Source organism: Streptomyces sp. enrichment culture (assembly GCF_964272895.1).
Lineage (GTDB): Bacteria > Actinomycetota > Actinomycetes > Streptomycetales > Streptomycetaceae > Streptomyces.
Genome location: NZ_OZ186832.1, coordinates 801976 through 817980, shown reverse-complemented (window position 1 = coordinate 817980; position 16005 = coordinate 801976). Strand labels below are relative to the sequence as shown.

The 16005-nt window shown below is 76.2% G+C and carries 11 protein-coding genes; 5 read left to right on the top strand and 6 right to left on the bottom strand.

Going from position 1 to position 16005, the window contains the following annotated elements:
• The first annotated feature begins 95 nt into the window (after positions 1 to 95).
• Together ACSU6M_RS03630 and ACSU6M_RS03625 are read left to right on the top strand one after the other, a co-directional pair.
• The gene (locus ACSU6M_RS03630) at positions 96 to 3041 is read left to right on the top strand and encodes a helix-turn-helix transcriptional regulator (RefSeq protein WP_437066970.1); all 2946 of its coding nucleotides are present in this window, start codon (positions 96 to 98) and stop codon (positions 3039 to 3041) included.
• Positions 3042 to 3215: 174 nt separating this feature from the next.
• Positions 3216 to 5054: a BTAD domain-containing putative transcriptional regulator gene (locus tag ACSU6M_RS03625; protein WP_437066968.1), complete on the top strand. Its 1839-nt coding sequence runs from the start codon at positions 3216 to 3218 to the stop codon at positions 5052 to 5054.
• Here the strand turns inward: ACSU6M_RS03625 and ACSU6M_RS03620 are convergent.
• From ACSU6M_RS03620 to ACSU6M_RS03595, 6 genes are read right to left on the bottom strand one after another with little or no spacing between them, the layout of a single operon-like run.
• On the bottom strand, positions 5041 to 7185 hold the full coding sequence (locus tag ACSU6M_RS03620; RefSeq protein WP_437066966.1) for a prolyl oligopeptidase family serine peptidase: 2145 nt from the start codon (positions 7183 to 7185) through the stop codon (positions 5041 to 5043). The two genes, ACSU6M_RS03625 and ACSU6M_RS03620, sit on opposite strands and share 14 nt — an antisense overlap.
• Positions 7182 to 8633: an MFS transporter gene (locus tag ACSU6M_RS03615; protein ID WP_437066964.1), complete on the bottom strand. Its 1452-nt coding sequence runs from the start codon at positions 8631 to 8633 to the stop codon at positions 7182 to 7184. The genes ACSU6M_RS03620 and ACSU6M_RS03615 overlap by 4 nt, the downstream gene beginning before the upstream one ends.
• Positions 8630 to 9535, bottom strand: a complete 906-nt coding sequence (locus tag ACSU6M_RS03610) for a DUF6895 family protein (protein ID WP_437066962.1) — start codon at positions 9533 to 9535, stop codon at positions 8630 to 8632. Before ACSU6M_RS03610 ends, ACSU6M_RS03615 begins: the two co-directional genes overlap by 4 nt.
• Positions 9536 to 9537: 2 nt before the next feature.
• The gene (locus ACSU6M_RS03605; protein WP_437066960.1) at positions 9538 to 10749 is read right to left on the bottom strand and encodes a radical SAM protein; all 1212 of its coding nucleotides are present in this window, start codon (positions 10747 to 10749) and stop codon (positions 9538 to 9540) included.
• Positions 10746 to 11693: a DUF6895 family protein gene (locus tag ACSU6M_RS03600; RefSeq protein ID WP_437066959.1), complete on the bottom strand. Its 948-nt coding sequence runs from the start codon at positions 11691 to 11693 to the stop codon at positions 10746 to 10748. The genes ACSU6M_RS03605 and ACSU6M_RS03600 overlap by 4 nt, the downstream gene beginning before the upstream one ends.
• Entirely contained in the window at positions 11665 to 12936 is a 1272-nt protein-coding gene (locus ACSU6M_RS03595) for a glycosyltransferase (protein ID WP_437066957.1), read from the bottom strand. Before ACSU6M_RS03595 ends, ACSU6M_RS03600 begins: the two co-directional genes overlap by 29 nt.
• A gap of 531 nt (positions 12937 to 13467) precedes the next feature.
• Here ACSU6M_RS03595 and ACSU6M_RS03590 point away from each other — a divergent pair.
• From ACSU6M_RS03590 to ACSU6M_RS03580, 3 genes are read left to right on the top strand one after another with little or no spacing between them, the layout of a single operon-like run.
• Positions 13468 to 15096: a radical SAM protein gene (locus ACSU6M_RS03590; RefSeq protein ID WP_437066955.1), complete on the top strand. Its 1629-nt coding sequence runs from the start codon at positions 13468 to 13470 to the stop codon at positions 15094 to 15096.
• Complete coding sequence (locus tag ACSU6M_RS03585; protein ID WP_437066953.1) at positions 15093 to 15767, top strand: hypothetical protein; 675 nt, start codon at positions 15093 to 15095, stop codon at positions 15765 to 15767. Before ACSU6M_RS03590 ends, ACSU6M_RS03585 begins: the two co-directional genes overlap by 4 nt.
• A complete protein-coding gene (locus ACSU6M_RS03580) occupies positions 15764 to 15973 on the top strand; it encodes an aroma-sacti cluster domain-containing protein (protein ID WP_437066951.1) in 210 nt (69 codons plus the stop codon). The genes ACSU6M_RS03585 and ACSU6M_RS03580 overlap by 4 nt, the downstream gene beginning before the upstream one ends.
• The last annotated feature ends 32 nt before the right edge of the window (positions 15974 to 16005 follow it).

The window sequence follows — 16005 nt, the reverse complement described above, 5'->3', positions numbered from 1 at the left end:
GACGTGGCACGGATGACACCTTGACAGGGCGGACGAGGGCCGGGGCGCTCCCCGGCCCTCTGCCGTGCGCAAAAGGGATCAAGTAGCCTGCGCCCATGCGAGCGACGTCGTCGGTCATCGTGGGGCGGGACGCGGAGATCGGGCTGCTGGACGAGGCCCTGCAGAGCGTCAGGAGGGGTGCCGGGCGGGCGGTGTTCCTCGTGGGCGAGGCGGGCATCGGCAAGTCCCGGCTGGCCGGCGAGTGCGCCCTGCGCGCCTACGCCGCGGACATGCCGGTGCTGCGCGGCCGGGCCACCTCCACCGGGCTCGTCGTGCCGTTCCGGCCGCTGGTGGAGGCACTGGCCTCCCGGTTCCGCGCGGCGGGCGCCCCCGACGACCCCGAACTCGCGCCCTACCGGCCCGCGTTGGCCGGTCTCGTCCCGGAGTGGCGGGAAGCCGGGGCGGCCCCCGGCTACGCCATCTCGCTCGTCGAACTGGCCGAGGCGCTGCTCAGACTGCTGGCGGTGCTCGGCCGCGACCGCGGCTGCGTGATCCTGCTGGAGGACCTGCACGACTCCGACACCGAGACGATCGCGGTCGTCGAGTACGTCGCCGACAACGTGGCCGGCCTCCCCGTCCTGCTGGCCGGCACGCTCCGGCCCGAACCCGGCCCCGCGCTCGACCTGGCGCTCGCCGCCGAGCTGCGCAACACCGCCGCGCTCCGGGAGCTGGGGCCGCTGGACGAGGGCGCCGTGCGGGCCATGGTGGACGCGTGTCTGGACGCCGGGCCGGGTGAGGTACCCCCGGAGGCGTACCGGACGCTCGCACAGCGGGCGGGCGGCAACCCCTACCTGGTGGAGGTGCTTCTGGCCGATCTGCTGGACACCGGCCGGCTGGTCAGGAAGGACGGCGGCTGGCTGCTCGCGGGGCCGAGCGCGGCGACGGTGCCGACGGGCGCGGTGCGCAGCTGGGCGCGGCGGCTGGACCGGCTCGACGAACCGGTGCGGGAGCTGCTGCTCGTCGCGGCGACGCTGGGCGGCCGGTTCTCCGTGGGGGCGCTCAGGGCGGTGACCGGGTTCGACGACCGGGCGCTGTTCGCCCACTTACGGGCGGCCTCCGAGGCCGGGATCATCGCCCCGGACGGGGCCGCCCACGACCACTACACCTTCCGCCACGTGCTGACGGCCGACGCGCTCAGGGCCTCGCTGCCGCCCGCCGAACAGGCCGCGCTGGCCCGGCGCGCGGCCACGGCCATCGAGGAGGCCGGGGGCGAACTCACGGGCGAGGAGCGGCAGTTGGTGGCCGGTCTGCGGCTGGCGGCCGGTGACAGGGTGGCCGCGGCCCGGCAGTTCGCTCAGGTGGGTCGGCAGATGCTGGACGCGGGGGCGTCCGGGTCGGCGGCCGTGCTGCTGGAGCGCGCCCGGGGGCTCGCGGCCGACGCGGAACGGGACGAGGTGACCGTGCACCTGGCCATCGCGCAGGCCGAGTCGGGGCGGCTCGACGAGGCGTCCGCGCTCCTGGACGACCTGCCGCCGGCCCCCGCCGGGTCCCGCGCCGCGCAGGAGCGCGCCCAGGCGCACACCCAGGTCGCCTGGGTCGCCACCATGGCCGAGCGGCAGGAGGAGGCCCACCGCCGCATCCGCGCCGCCCGCGCCCTGCTCGGCGCCACGCCCCGCCCGGAACAGGAGGCGGCGCTCGCGGTGGTCGAGGGGCATCTGGCGCTGCTGCCGGGCCAGCGGCCCCGAGGTGCCGGTGACGACGGCGGCACGCGGGCGCGGCTGAAAGAGGCGGAACGTTCCGCCGAGCGGGCCGCGCTCACCGCGGAGGAACGCGGACGCCCGGTCGTGGCCTGCCAGGCGTGGCAGCTGCTGGCCCTGCTGTTCCGGGAGCGCGGGTTCGACGAGGCCGACGCCTGCCTGGAGCGGATGCTGACGGTCGCCGAGCGGCACCGGCTGCCGGTGTACCGGGCGGAGGCACTGGTGCGGCTCGGCACCAACGCGTTCATGCGCACCGGTGAGGCCACCCGGCTGGAGACCGCCCGCACGGCGGCCCACGAACTCGGCTCCCTCGCCCTGCTCCAGACCGTCGACGGGCTGCTCGCCATGCAGGGCGTGCTGGCCGGCCACTGGGACCGCGCCCAGGAGATCGTCGACAGGTCCCTGGAGGCCAGCGCCCGCCTGCAGAACCTGGCGGCCCACCGCTATCTGCTGCTCGTCGACGCCACGCTCGCCGCCCACCGGGGCCGCGCCCGCGAGCAGGAGCGGGCCCTGCTCCGCTTCCGCCGGGCCGGGGGCGAGGAGTCGATGCTGGTCCCCCTGCAGCGCGGACTGTGCCAGGCGGTCGGCGCGCTGCTGGCCGAGGACCGCCCCCGGGCCCTGGCCGAGCTCGACGCGGCCCTGGCCTGGGAGCGGGAACACCCCAGCTTCTTCTACCTCAGCGGCCGCTACGGACTGCGCCCCCTGCTGCGCGTCCTCGGCGGCGCCGCCGACGGCCCCGAGGCGTACCAGGAGGCGCTGGCCTCCCCCGGCGCCCAGCTGGCCTGGAACCGTATGTTCCTGGGCATGGCGGACGCGGTGCTGCGCGGTCGGGACGGCGACGCGGACGGCGCTCGGCGCGCGGTGGCGGCGACCGGCCGTACGGCGGCCGTGTTCCCGCAGGCATGGCATCTGGCCCTGCGGCTGACCGCCGAGGCGGCGCTCGCCGACTCCTGGGGCGAGCCCGTCGCCTGGCTGCGCACCGCCGAGGAGTACTTCCACGAGGCCGGCGTCCCCGCGGTGGCCGGGGCCTGCCGCGCGGCCCTGCGGCAGGCGGGGGTCAGCGTCCCGCAGCGCCGGGGCGGCCGGGAACGCATCCCCGCCGAACTGCGCACCGCGGGCGTCACCCCCCGCGAGTACGAGGTGTTCGTGCTGCTCGCCGAACGCCCCGGCAACCAGCAGATCGCCCGCCGTCTGTGCATCTCGCCCCGCACCGTGGAGAAGCACATGGCGAGCCTCATGGCCAAGACCGGCTGCACCGACCGCTCCGCCCTGTGCGCGCTGTCGGCGGAACGTGCGGAGGGCTAGGGGGAGGGACCGCCCGGCATGGGGGACGGCCGTACGTATATGGGGGTCCCGACCCCCAGATGCCGCCCCCCGGCCCCGTGACTGTGCGGGTCTCGCACCGATGTGCGACGGGTCGGGGCGGCCGATCATCGAAGGGACCGCTCGACACCCCTTCGTCCCACGGAGGTTCGCCCGATGCCGCGTCCGTCCGCGCAGCCCGCAGCGTCACCCGGCACGCTTCGGTTCTCCGTCCTCGGACCGCTCGCGGTCCACCGGGACGGCCGGGCGCTGCCCCTGGGCCCGCACAAGCAGCGGGTCGTCCTGGCGACCCTGCTCGGCTCGGCCAACAGCCCCGTGTCCGTGGACGCGTTGACCGACGCGGTCTGGCCCGAGGAACCCCCGCGCACCGCCCGCAAGAACCTCCAGGTGTACGTCAGCGCCCTGCGCGCCCTGCTCGGGGCCGACGACCGGGACCCGGCGCGGCTGACCCACACCTGCGGCGGATACCTGCTGCGCGCGGACGAGGACGAACTGGACCTGCTGCGCTTCCGCTCCCTGGTGCGGGCCGCCGAGGGACAGCGGCCCGGCCCGGCCGCCGCACTCCTGCGCCAGGCCCTCGACCTGTGGCAGGGCCCCCCGCTGGGCGACGACCTGCGGCGCTCACCGCGCCTGGCGGAGGAGGCCGAGCGGCTGGAGCTGCGCCACCTCACGGCGTACGAGAGCTGGGCGGAGGCGGAGCTGGAGCTCGGCGGCGCACCGGCGGTCGTCGAGGGACTGCGCGACCTGGTGGAACACCACCCGCTGCGCGAACGGCTGCGGTCCGCCTGGATGCGCGCGCTCGCCGGGTCCGGCCGGCAGGCCGAGGCCCTCGCGGTGTACGACGACTACCGCCAGCTCCTCGCCCGCGAGCTGGGCCTGGAGACCAGCGCCGCCATGACGGCCCGCTACCGGGCGATCCTCGCGGGCGACCACCGCACCGGGCGGCCCCCGGCCGAGCGCACCGCGGACCCCGCGCCCACCGCCGGGAACCGCCCCCTGACGGCCGTACTGCCCCCCGACCTCGTCGACTTCACCGGTCACGGCGACGAACTGCGCCACCTCGTCGAGCTGTTGGAGGAGGAGGGCCCCGCGGGAGTCGTGCTGCTGTCCGGCCCGGCCGGGGCCGGCAAGACCGCGCTGGCCGTCCGGGCCGCCCACCTGCTCGGCGACCGCTTCCCCGCGGGGCGGTTGCACGTCACCCTGCGCGACGCCGACGGCCGGACCCGCCCACCGGCCGACGTACTCGCCGAACTCGCCGAACGGACCGGCCTGTCCGGGCGGCCCACGCCCGAGGCGTGGCGGGAGTGGCTGGCCCGCCACCGCGCGCTGGTGGTCCTGGACGACGTGCCCGGCGAACGCGCCGTACGCCCGCTGCTCCCGTGCGGCGGACAGGGCAGGGTGCTGCTCACCGCACGCGGCCAGCTCGGCGGCCTCGCCCCCGTGCACCGGATCCCCGTCCCGCCGTTCGGCACCGCCGAGGCGCTGCAACTGCTCACCGGGCTCGTCGGACCCGGCCGGGTGCGGGCCGACCGGGAGGCCGCGCTGCGCATCGTGCGCGCCTGCGGGGGATCGCCGCTCGCGGTGCGGGTGAGCGGGATGCGGCTGGCGGTGCTGCGCCATGTGCCGCTGCGGGAGTTCGCCGACCGGCTCGCCGATCCGGCGGCCGCGCTGGACGAACTGACCTCGGGGGACGTGTCGGTACGCCGACGGCTGGCCCGCGGCTGGGACACGCTGCCCGAGCACTACGGCCGGGACACGGAACGGCTGGCGGCGGCCACCGGGGACGGCCCCTTCGGTCTCACCGAGGCCGCCGAGGCCCTCGGCTGCGACGAGCGGCACGCCGTACGGACCGTGGAGGCCCTCATCGACGCCGGCCTGGTGACCTCACCCGGAGGTGAGGTCACCGCACACGCCGCGCAGTACGAACTGCCCTACCTGGTACGGCTGTACGCGCGCGGCATCCAGCACGACGTGCCGCTGCTCACCTCGGGCTGACCGGCGGAGCCGGAAGGCCCACATGGGCGGCGAGGAAGGCCAGGCACTCCGCCTGGAGGGCCACCGCGCGGGAGGCGGCCCGGTCGGCGTGGCCCACGCCGTGCTCCACGCGCAGCAGGACGGGACCGGATCCCGAGGAGGCGTGCTGGAGCGCGGCGCACATCTTGCGGGCGTGCAGCGGATCGGTCCGGGTGTCCCCGTCCGCGGCGGTCAGCAGCACCGCCGGGTAGGCCGTGCCCGGCGTGACGCGGTGGTAGGGGGAGTAGGCGAGCAGTGTGGACAGCTGCTCCGGGTCCTGTGCGCTGCCGTACTCGGGCGTCCAGCTGGGGCCGAGGCCCGACAGCTCGTAGCGGACCATGTCGAGGAGCGGGGACATGCACACCACGGCCGCGTATCTGTGCGGCTGCTGGGTCAGGGCCGCGCCGACCAGCAGCCCGCCGTTCGAGCCGCCCATGATCGCGAGCCGGCCGGGTGCCGTCCAGCCCGCCGTGAGCAGGTGGTCGGCGGCGGCCGCGAAGTCGTCGAAGGTGTTCTGCTTGTGCGCGCCGCTGCCCGCCCGGTGCCACGCCTCGCCCTCCTCGCCGCCGCCGCGCAGCCCCGCCCAGGCGAACACCCCACCGGCCCTGACCCAGGCCAGCACCTGGGCCCGGTAGCGCGGCGACATGGTCCGGCCGAAGCCGCCGTACCCGGTGAGCAGCGCGGGGCGCGGCACGTCCGGGCGGCCGGTGGGGGAGATGACGAACATCCGTACCGTCGTCCCGTCCGCGGAGGTGAACGCCACCTGCCGGGTGACCGCGCCGCTCACCTCCGGGACGTCCGGGGCGTCGCGCTCCCAGCGGGTCGCGCGGCCGGTGCGCGCGTCGAAGCGGAGCACGCGCGGCGGGGTGACGAAGTCGGTGTAGGCGAAGAACGCCTCGCCACCGCCGGGCGCACCGGCCGCGAAGTCGCCGACCGCACCCGTGCCCGGCAGCGCGACGGTCCCCGTCCGCCGGCCCTCGACCAGATCGTGCACGGTGACCTCGGCGACCGTGTCGCGGGTCCAGGCGGCCAGCCCCAGCGGATGCCTCAGCTCCGGGCCGGACAGCACCACGAGGTGGGTGAGCACCGCGTCCGGCCGTTCGGGGATCACCTCGCGCCAGGCGGCGGGGCCCAGGGCGAGCTCGGCGGGCCGGCACGCCACCACGCGGCCGCGCTCGGCGCCGTGGTCGGTGCGCAGCCAGATCCAGTCCCGCGGACCGGTGCCGGGCACGATGTGCGCACGGGTGGCGGCCCGCGTGCCCTGCTGGACCGGCTCCAGGCGCGGGCGGTCCGGCGTCCCGGTGCGGAGGTCGGCCAGGTACAGGTCGGTGCCGCGGCCGGTGCCGAGCGTGGCGGTGACGGTGAGCCAGCGGCCGTCCGGCGTCACGGAGACGCTGTAGAACGACGTACGGTCCCGCCCCTCGCCGAACACCAGGGCGTCCTCGTCGGGCGCGGTCCCGACGCGGTGCAGGTACACGCGGCGGTGGTAGCGCTCCTCGCCGGGGTGCGCCCGCGGATCCAGACGCCGGACGTAGTAGAACGCCTCCCCGCCGGGCAGCCAGCCCACCGACGACCTGCGCACCCGGTCCACCGGCCCGTCGACCACCTTCCCGGTGGCCACGTCCAGCACGGTCAGCTCCGAGTCCTCCGTACCGTCCCGCGACACCTGGCAGACCACCAGCTCGCCCTCCCAGGACGGCTCCCAGGCGTCGAGCACGGTACGCCCGGACGGGTCCAGGGCGGCGGGGTCCAGCAGCACCCGCTCCTCCTCCCCGGCCCGCGCCCGGTCCGCGACCACCAGCACCGGATGCTCCTGCCCGGCGTCCTGCCGCAGCCAGAACACCCGCTCCCCGCGGACCTCGGGCGACCGCACGCGGTCGACGGCGTGCAGCGCCGCCACCTCCGCGTGCCACCGCTCGCCCCCCGGCCAGGACGCCCGCTCCGCCTCGTACAGCGCCTGCTGCTCCGCGCTCCAGCGGCGCGTCGAGGCCGCCTCGGCGTCCTCCAGCCACCGGTAGGGGTCCGGGACGCGCAGCCCGTGCAGCTCGTCGACGACGTCCTGCCGCTCCGCGTAGGGGTAGGGGCGCCGTGCCGGTCGGGCGTCGGGTCTCACTCGGTGCCTCCTCGGTCGTGGTCGGGGCGGGGCGGGGGGCCGGGCGGTGGGGTACGGGGGGTGACCGCGACGGTGGCCTCGGGCGTGCCGTCGGGGGACGCGGTGGCGGCCTGCTCCGCGGGGCCGGGGGGACGGCCGGGGGCGTCCTCGCCGGCGGTCTCCTTGCCGGGCAGCGCCGCCCAGGCGTAGACGCCGGACAGGACGACGAGCAGCCCGGAGGCGGCGAAGATCGTGTCGACGGTGCCGAACCGGACCCCGCCGACCGACCCCCCGACGTCCCGCAGCACAGATCCGGCCAGCCATCCGGACAGGACCGCGGAGAGCATCGAGGCCAGTTTGGTCACCGGATAGAACACCGCCATCACCCGGCCCCGGTACTCCGCGGACGCCGCCGTCAGCAGCAGCGGCGCCATCGCGGTGTTGAGCACGGTGAGCGGCACGGTGAAGACGAACAGCAGGGCGATACCGCCGAGGAAACCGGTCTGCCGGGAGTACGCGATCAGCAGCACGCCGCTCACCAGCAGGCTGATCCACGTGGTCCGCCGCGCCCCGAGCCACTGCACCACCCGGCCCCCGCACAGCGCGCCGGTGATGCCGCCGGCCCCCATGGCCATGCCGAGGTACCCGTACAGCTGGGCGTCCGCGTGCAGGTTCTCGGTGGTGAAGAAGACGTTGAGCGTGCCCAGCGCACCGATCCCGAACTGGCCGATGACGGCGAGCAGCAGCAGCGCGACCAGGAACCGGCTGCGCGCGAAGAAGCGCAGCCCCGCGGCGAACTCACGCCGCACCCCGCCCCGTTCGCGCCCGCCGCCCCGCTGTCGCTCGGCGGTCGGCGCGGGCATCACGATGGAGCGGATCGCCACGTACGACACCGCGTAGGACAGCGCGTTGAACAGCAGCGCCCACTGCAGGCCGGCGGCGAACAGCAGCGGCGCGGCCAGCGGCGGCCCGATGATCCAGGCCGTCTCCCCGGTCGCCTGGCCGATCCCGGCCGCCCGCGCCCGGTCCGCCTCCCCGGTGACCAGGTCCGCGAGGACCGCGAAGCGCGCCGGGGAGAAGAACTGCCCGGCCGCGTGCAGCAGCAGCACCGTCAGATAGACCAGGGCGAGCCACAGCCCGGCCGGCAGCGCGTCGACCGGCAGGAAGGACACGACGGTGAGCACCGCCACCAGCCCGCCGCGGACCACCTCGGTGCGCAGCATGGTGACCCGCTTGTCCCAGCGGTCGACGAACACCCCCGCGAGCGGCCCCACGACCAGCACGGCGACGCTGGACGCCATCAGCACACCGCTGACCGCCACCGGCGCCCACGCCTCGTCCTCGGCCAGCACGGTGGCCACCCACAGCACCAGCGTGGTGCTGAACACGGCGTCCCCCACGGAGGAGACGGCCTGCCCGAACCACAGCCGCGTGTAGTCACGGTTGATCAGCGTCAGCCGCGGCGTCACGACGGCCTCGCCGACGAGACGACCAGCGCCATCAGAGCGGTCACCAGGGTGGTGTGGTACGCCTTCGCGAAGAACTCCCCGGCCGGATCCTGCGGGGCCGCCGCGAGGGCCGCCGACCGCCCCGGCAGCGCGCCGTCGGGCCGCTGGGCCCGCAGCAGGCACTCCAGGGCCGCGGCCCCCGAGTCCGTGGCCGGCGGATCGTCGCCCAGTACGAACTGGGTGAGCATCAGCTCCGCGGCCAGGTCCCAGCGGTCGTGCCGCACACAGTGGCGCAGCATCCGGTCGACCAGATCCCGCGCGTGCGCCAGCGCGCCGCCGCCCAGCCCCGGCGACCTGCGGCCGAAGTCGCCGAGATAGAAGGCGGTGTGCGTCAGGGCGTACGCCTCGGGCGTGGTGAGCGGCTCCGCGTCCGCGTCCTCGGCGGCGCGCAGGGTCACCAGCGGGCAGCGGGGCACGAGTGCGGCGTACGGCTCGATGCCGTGGCGCATCCCCGCCTTGTCCGCGTAGTGGCGGATCTCGATGCGCCGGTACGGCGACTTCCCGTCCGGCCCGAGGAAGCCGGGGTCCGTCCAGGCGCCGCCCGGCGCCCGGTCGACCCCGTCCGGGGTGAGCGCGGCGTACACCAGCCGGTAGGTGTCGGCGTAGGCGGGCACCCCGTCGAACAGCCGCGGGAAGTCCGGGTCCTGCCACAGCTTCCGTACCAGGGCGTCCGCCTCGGCCAGCTCCTGCGGGAGGTGCGCCAGGCGGGCCGCGCAGTGCCGGAGCAGCGCCAGTTCGAGGGTGGCCTTCGCCCGGCCGTGCCGCACCGGCCGCGCGTGCGGCGAGAACGGGTGGAAGTGGTCCAGGTTCCGTCCCAGCCAGCCGAGCGCGCCGGCCGAGAGCTGCTCCAGGGGCGAGGACATGGTTACAGGCGCCCCGTCTCGTGCAGGTAGTCGAGCAGGGCGGTGTCGACGGTGTCGCGGAACCGCGCGAGGACGGCCGCGTCCTCGTCGTAGCGGTACAGGTCCTGGCAGGCGATCCAGCGCTCGCGGGTCGTCGCGCCCGGCAGATAGCCGTCGGTGACCGTGCCCACCTGCCAGTCGGGTTTGCCCGCGGTCTCCCAGCAGCTGGCCAGCGTCCCGTCGGCGCTCACCACCGCGCCGTAGCGGCCGTCGGCGTGACCGCAGGTGACGCATGTCTTGCGGGCGCCGGGGCGGCTCACGCCGAAGCCCGCGTCGAGCGCCCTGCGCTGCCAGCGGGTGAACGCGGCCGACAGGTCGCCGGTGTGCAGCAGGCTGTTGGCGTAGCCCACGCCCACATCGCCCACCCGCGCGAAGTACAGCGTGCAGTGTCCGGGGTCCAGCGCCGCCGCGAGCCGGTCGATCAGCGCGTCGACGCCGTGGAAGGTCTCCTGGGAGACGTTCACCCGCAGCGTCCAGCGCAGCGGCGAGACCTCCGAGGCCCGCACGATGTTGCGGACGATCCGGTCGAAGGTGCCGTCGCCGTCGGCCCGGACGACCCGGATCCGGTCGTGGTCGGCGCGGTCGCCGTCGAAGGTGACCTGGACGGAGGTCAGCCCGAGACCGGCGAGGCGGCGGGCCAGCGCGGGGGTGAGCAGTGTGGCGTTGGAGATCATCCAGGCCGAGGTCGGTGCCAGGTCCGCGGCGCGCTCCAGCAGTTCCACGCAGCCGCGCGGGTTGAGCAGGGGCTCGCCGCCGAAGAGGAGGATCCTCAGCCGCTCCAGGCCGGCCTCGGTCATCCGCCGCTCGGTGAACCGCAGGATCTCGGTGATCGTCGCGGAGGTGAGCCGGCTGCGGGCGATGCGGGGCGGGCGGGTGCCGCCGGAGGCGTCCTGGGCGGTGTTCTGGAAGCAGTAGCCGCAGCCCAGGTTGCAGTGGGTGCTGGTGAGGACGGTCAGCGCGTAGGCGCGGACCGCCGCCGGGGTGAACAGGCCGCTCTCGCGCAGCCGTTGCTCCGCCTGCGGCCGCAGGGTGCCCTCGGCGGTGACATGCCGGTCGGTGAGCCGGGCCAATCCGCCCGGACCCAGGAACCACCAGTTCCGTTCGCCCTTGAGGAGGCGGGCGCCGGAGGGGGCGCGGCCGGGGAGGGCGGCGGTCGCCGCCTGGTCGACGCTCACCGTGCCTCCCGCGGTGCCGGTGCCCCCGCCGGGGCGAGTCCGCCGGTGACGATCATCGTCGTCAACGCCGTGACCAGGGTCGCCTGGTAGGACCTGCGGAAGAACTGCAGGGGCGTCGCGTCGGCCCGCGCCCGCCGGCCGGCGGACCGTCCGGGGATCGCGCCCTCGGGCGACTGCACCGCGGCCAGCATCCGCAGCCCGGCCACCCCGGAGGGGGTGTCCAGCGGATCAGCGCCCAGGCAGTGGTGGGCGAGCAGGAGCTTGCCGACCAGGTCCCATTCGCCCAGCCGTACGCAGTGCTGGGTGAGCCGCTCCACGACGTGCAGCGCCTGCTCGCGGGCCCGCTCGCCCAGGCCGGGGTCACGGAAGCCGAAGTCGCTCAGATAGAAGACGGTGTGCGTGACCATGCACACATCCAGGTCGGTCACCGGCAGGGTGCCGGCCCATGGCAGCAGGCTCGCCTCGTAGAGGTCCTCGTACGGGGCGAACCGGTGCTCGGCGCCCGCCAGATCGGCGTAGAACCTCGCCTCCAGATGGAGGTAGGGCGATTTGCGGTGCGGGGCCAGATAGTCGTCGGCGGCCAGCCGGGACAGTACGGCGCGGGGCGCGTCGGTGACGGTGCCGGGGGCCAGCGCCGCGTACATCAGCTCGAACTGCCGGGCGTAGCGCGGGTCGGCGGTGAGCAGCCGGGGGAACTCCGGGCGCCGCCAGGCCCCTTCGACGACCCGTGTCACCTCGCCGAGGGCGGGGTCCGCGGGCGCGGCCTTCTCCCAGTACCGGCGCAGCAGCGCGAGCTGGAGCAGGGCCTTCACCCGCGGGGTGACCGGCAGTTCACGGTGGGCGGCGGGGGAGTCGAGGTAGGCGGCGTGCAGCCGTATCCACTGCCGCGCGCCCGCCGACAGGCTGGTCACGGCCTCATCGAGGCCGACTGGTCGCGTACTCATGGTTCTCCTTGAAGGATGCGGGCGCCTCGGCCCCCGGCTCGGCGGTGGCCCCGCGCGCGACGGCGGCCCCGCCCCCGGTGGCGGCCGGTGGCCGGCCGGCGGCGACCTGTTCGACGGCGTCGGCCGCGCGTGCCACGCCGTCCGCGGCGGCGAGCCTGCGGCCGAGCGCGTGGGCGCGGGCCCGCAGCCCCTCGTCGTGCCAGGCGGACTCCAGGAGCGCGGAGGGCTGTACGGACGGGCTCTTCGGAAAGTGCACGGCGACGCCGGCCCGCAGGCAGGCGCCGGTGAGCAGGGGCTGCTCGGAGCCGTTGGGGGACAGTGCGAGCGGCCGGCCGCGCAGCAGGGCGGCCAGCACCGGGGCGGAGGTGCCGTTGGCCAGCACCAGCCCGGCCCGGTCGACGAGCGGCCCCATCCACGGCTTGCGCACCAGCAGGATGTCGGCGCCCGGAGCGGGCCGCGGGTCGGTGGAGCGGCCCTGCTCGACCACCGCCTGGAACGGGCCGCCGGTGAACGCCTCGTTCAGCCGCGGCCACAGGCTCCTGCCGCCGAAGAAGCGGCCCAGATGGACATAGACGACCGGCTTGCCGCACCGCGCCAGCGCGTCCTCGACCGCCTCCGTCTCGCCCGGTGCGGGCGCCGGCTCCCAGGTGAGCGGCCCCACGTGCCGTACCCGCTCGGGGAGTCGCGCGCCGGGGTACTCCAGCGCCGGGTCCCCGCGCAGCAGCAGCGCGTCGCCGGGCAGCGGGTCGGCTCCCCACCGCGGGGCACGGCCCGCCAGACCGACCTGCTCCCGCACGGCCGCGTACAGCTGCCGGCAGTCGTGGGTGCGGCTCGCGCGGGTCCTGCCCAGATGCGGCTCACCGTCACCGCCCGAGCGGTAGTCCCACAGATGCACCGAGAGGCCGATCACCACCACCGGGAGATCCAGGGCCTCCGCCGCGAGCAGGGCACCGTTGCACAGCACGGACGTCACCAGCACGTCCGCCCCCGTCCGGCGGGCGGTGGCCACGGTCGCCCGGTACTGCGCGGCCCCGGTCTCCCCCCACCAGGTGGCGGAGAACGCCCGTCGCCCGCCGACGTCCTCGGCGGGCGCGAACGCCAGCCCGGCGCCGGCCACGACGGGCGCGACACCGGACCGGCCCAGCACCTCGACGTCATGGCCCCGGCGGCGCAGCTCACGGCCGGCCGCGAGCGCCGGGTAGAGGTAGCCGCCGTCGCTGAGCGGACAGAGCAGGATCTTCACGACGTGCCGCTCCCTCGGGACGTGGCGGACGAGACGCCGGGCCGGCCGCGGGCCCCCGGTCCGGGGCAGGGGTTGCCGGGACCGGGGACCCGCGCGGTGCTCAGACGCGGTGGTGCCGCGTCAGGACAGGTCGCTGGAGTTGTTGACGATGCAGCCGGCCTCGTCCTCCTCGGTCTCGCTGTGCGCGACGACCTCGATGTCCTCGTTCTCGGTCGGCTCCGGGTTCGTGTTCTCGGGCATGCTCGTCCTCCTAGGTCGACGGCGTCGCTGCGCCGGCTGGGAAGGAACGTACGCACCCCCGGTATGGCGGCACCTGCCCGCCGGTTCGACACCGGTATACGCCGACGGCACGACCGCGGACCGCTCCGTGGCCCCCCGCCTGCGGCCACCCCCGAGCCCCGGAGAACCGGCCCCGACCGGCGACTTAACCGATGTCCAGGCGTCCGTGAACCGGAAGTGTGCCGCCCGCGCCCACCATCGGGACCGTGCTCCGCGCGCGACGGGCATGAGGCCGAGCACACTGGAGGAGTCGTGGACCTGGCGGAGCTGATCGGGCTGCGGCCCGTGCCCTGCGGCGGCCTCCTCGTCGCGCTCACCCGCCGCTGCCCCCTGAGCTGCGCGCACTGCTCCACCGACTCCTCCCCGACGGCCGCCGAACGGCCCGACGCCGGGCAACTGCTGCGCTTCGTCGGCTCCTTCGGCGACCGGGACCGCCCCGAGGTGGTCATGCTGACCGGCGGGGAGCCGCTGCTGCTGCCGGAACTCGCCGCCCGCCTGGCCGCCCTCGCGCGGGCAGCGGGCTCCCGGGTGGCGCTGCTCAGCGGAATGTTCTTCGCCCGCGACGGCCGCGTCCCGGACCGGATCATGCGGACCATCACGGCCCTCGACCACTTCTCCGCGAGCCTGGACGTCCACCACGAGCGCGAGGTCCCGCGCGCGGGGGTGTTCTCCGCGCTGCGGGCCGTGCTCGACGCCGGGATCCCCGTCAGCGTGCACCTCACCGGGACCGGCCCCGACGACCCCTACCTGGCCGACGCCGTCGCGGACGTCCGTCGCGTCTTCGCCGGCCGCGTGCCGCTCCTGGTCAACGAGATACGGCCGCTCGGCCGCGCCAGGGGCCTCGCCCCCGCGACACCGCCCGGACCCGACGGCACCCTGGCCGCCCCGTGCGCCCTCGCGGCCTGGCCGGTGGTCGCCTTCGACGGAACCGTGGCCGCGTGCTGCAACCAGTGGACGGTGGACCGCCGTCCCGTCCCCGCGCATCTGCGGCTCGGTCACATCGCCGCCGACGACTGGCCGGCCGTCCGCGCCCGAGCCCTCGGCTCCCCGGTGCTACGGCTGCTCCGCGCCGTCGGCCCCCAGCGGCTGCACGCCCGCTACACGTCCGCCCCGGCCCCCTCCGGCTACTGCCGCAGCTGCCACGCCCTCGCCGACCGCCCCGACGTCCTGACCGGCGCGGCCCGTGACGCCTCCGGCCGCGTCGGCGCCGCCCTCGACCACATCACCACCCAGACCCAGCTCGCCGCGGGCCCGGCCGCCCTGCTCCGCCGCATGGGCTGCGGCCGCTACGCGCACCTGGTCGAGCGGCAGGAGGAGGCCGGGCCGGCGGGGGAGCGCGCTGGGGGGTTTACGGGAGGGCCTGCCGCGGGGCCGTCTGCCGGGGAGTTTTCGGGAGGGCCTGCGGCGGGGCCGTCTGACGGGGGGCTCTCGGGGGAGCCTTTCGGGGGGCGTTCGGGGGCGCCCCCCGCCGGGCACCCGGCCGGGGGGCTTTCGGGGGAGCCCCCCGCGCCCCCGACGGTGCTGTCCGCCGAGGTGCTTTCCGGGGAGCCCCCCGCACCCCGCACGGCGCAGTCTGCCGAGGGGTTTTCGGGGGCGCCCGCCGCCGGGCAGCCTGCTGTCGGTGGTGGAGGCCCTCGCGGTGGCCGGGCTCGGGGCCGGAGCCGTCCGGGGTCGCCCACCGCCGAGCCACCCGCCCAGGGGCGTGCGGGACAGCCCGCCGCCGGGCGACCTGCCGTCCCGGACGCCGGCTTCCGCACCGCTCCGGTCACGAGACGTCCGGTCACGGCCACCCCCGCCGCGGAGCCCGCCGTACCGCCCGGCGCCCGGCCGACCGCCCCGCCCCCCGCGCAGCGCCCCGTCGAGGACAGGAGTCGTGGATGACCGTCACCGCGTCCCTCGCGCTGAGGACGAAACTCGCGCCCACCACACCCGTGCTGAGGGCGGCGACGGCGGCGCTGTGGCGCCCGGCCGGGCTGCGCGGGCGGTATCTGCGCTATCTCGCCGCCATGCATCCGCTCGTACGGGCCTCCGTGCCGCTGCTGGAACGGGCCGCCGAGCGGTGTGCCGAGCTGGACGACCCGGCGGCCGGTCGCCTCGGGGCGTACTGCCTGCGGCACGCGGAAGAGGAGCGCGACCACGACACCTGGCTGCTGGAGGACCTGGCCGCCGCCGGGGCCGCCCCGGCCGCCGCCGCGCACCCCGTCGTCGTCGAACTCGTCGGGGCGCAGTACTACCGCATCGAGCACGAGCACCCCGTCACCCTGCTCGGCTACATCGCGGTCCTGGAGGGCAACGCCCCGGGCCCCCGGCTGGCCGACCGGCTCGCCGCCGGCACCGGACTGCCGGACGCCGCGTTCCGCACCGTCAGGGAGCACGCGGAACTCGACGGCGGCCACCTCGCCGGACTGCACCACACGCTCGACGAACTCGCCCTGACGCCGGGGCAGCAGACCGCCGTCTCCGTCACCGCCCTGCACACGGCGGACCTGCTCGCCCGGCTCTTCCTCTCCCTCGCCGCCGAGACGGACCCCGACCCCGGAGGACACCCGTGACCGACCACGCGACCCCCCGCCCCACCCTGGAGGCCCTCACCGCCGCCGGATTCAACGTGGACGCCCTCAGCGAGGAGCAGCTTGAGGTGCTGGCCGCGCTGACCCCGCAGGAGATCGCCCTGCTCGTCGACCTCAGAGGGCGCCTGGACGCGGCCGCCCCCGAGGTGCAGGCGCACGCCGACGTCGCGGGCGGCGCTCTCTTCTGACCCCGCCCGCCGCCCCGCGTCCCCCGGAGGAA

Bases quoted from the DNA above. Each gene is read 5' to 3' on its own strand.
- ACSU6M_RS03630 (WP_437066970.1), top strand. From the start codon at position 96: ATGCGAGCGACGTCGTCGGTCATCGTGGGGCGGGACGCGGAGATCGGG.
- ACSU6M_RS03585 (WP_437066953.1), top strand. From the start codon at position 15,093: ATGACCGTCACCGCGTCCCTCGCGCTGAGGACGAAACTCGCGCCCACC.
- ACSU6M_RS03600 (WP_437066959.1), bottom strand. From the start codon at position 11,693: ATGAGTACGCGACCAGTCGGCCTCGATGAGGCCGTGACCAGCCTGTCG.
- ACSU6M_RS03625 (WP_437066968.1), top strand. From the start codon at position 3,216: ATGCCGCGTCCGTCCGCGCAGCCCGCAGCGTCACCCGGCACGCTTCGG.
- ACSU6M_RS03610 (WP_437066962.1), bottom strand. From the start codon at position 9,535: ATGTCCTCGCCCCTGGAGCAGCTCTCGGCCGGCGCGCTCGGCTGGCTG.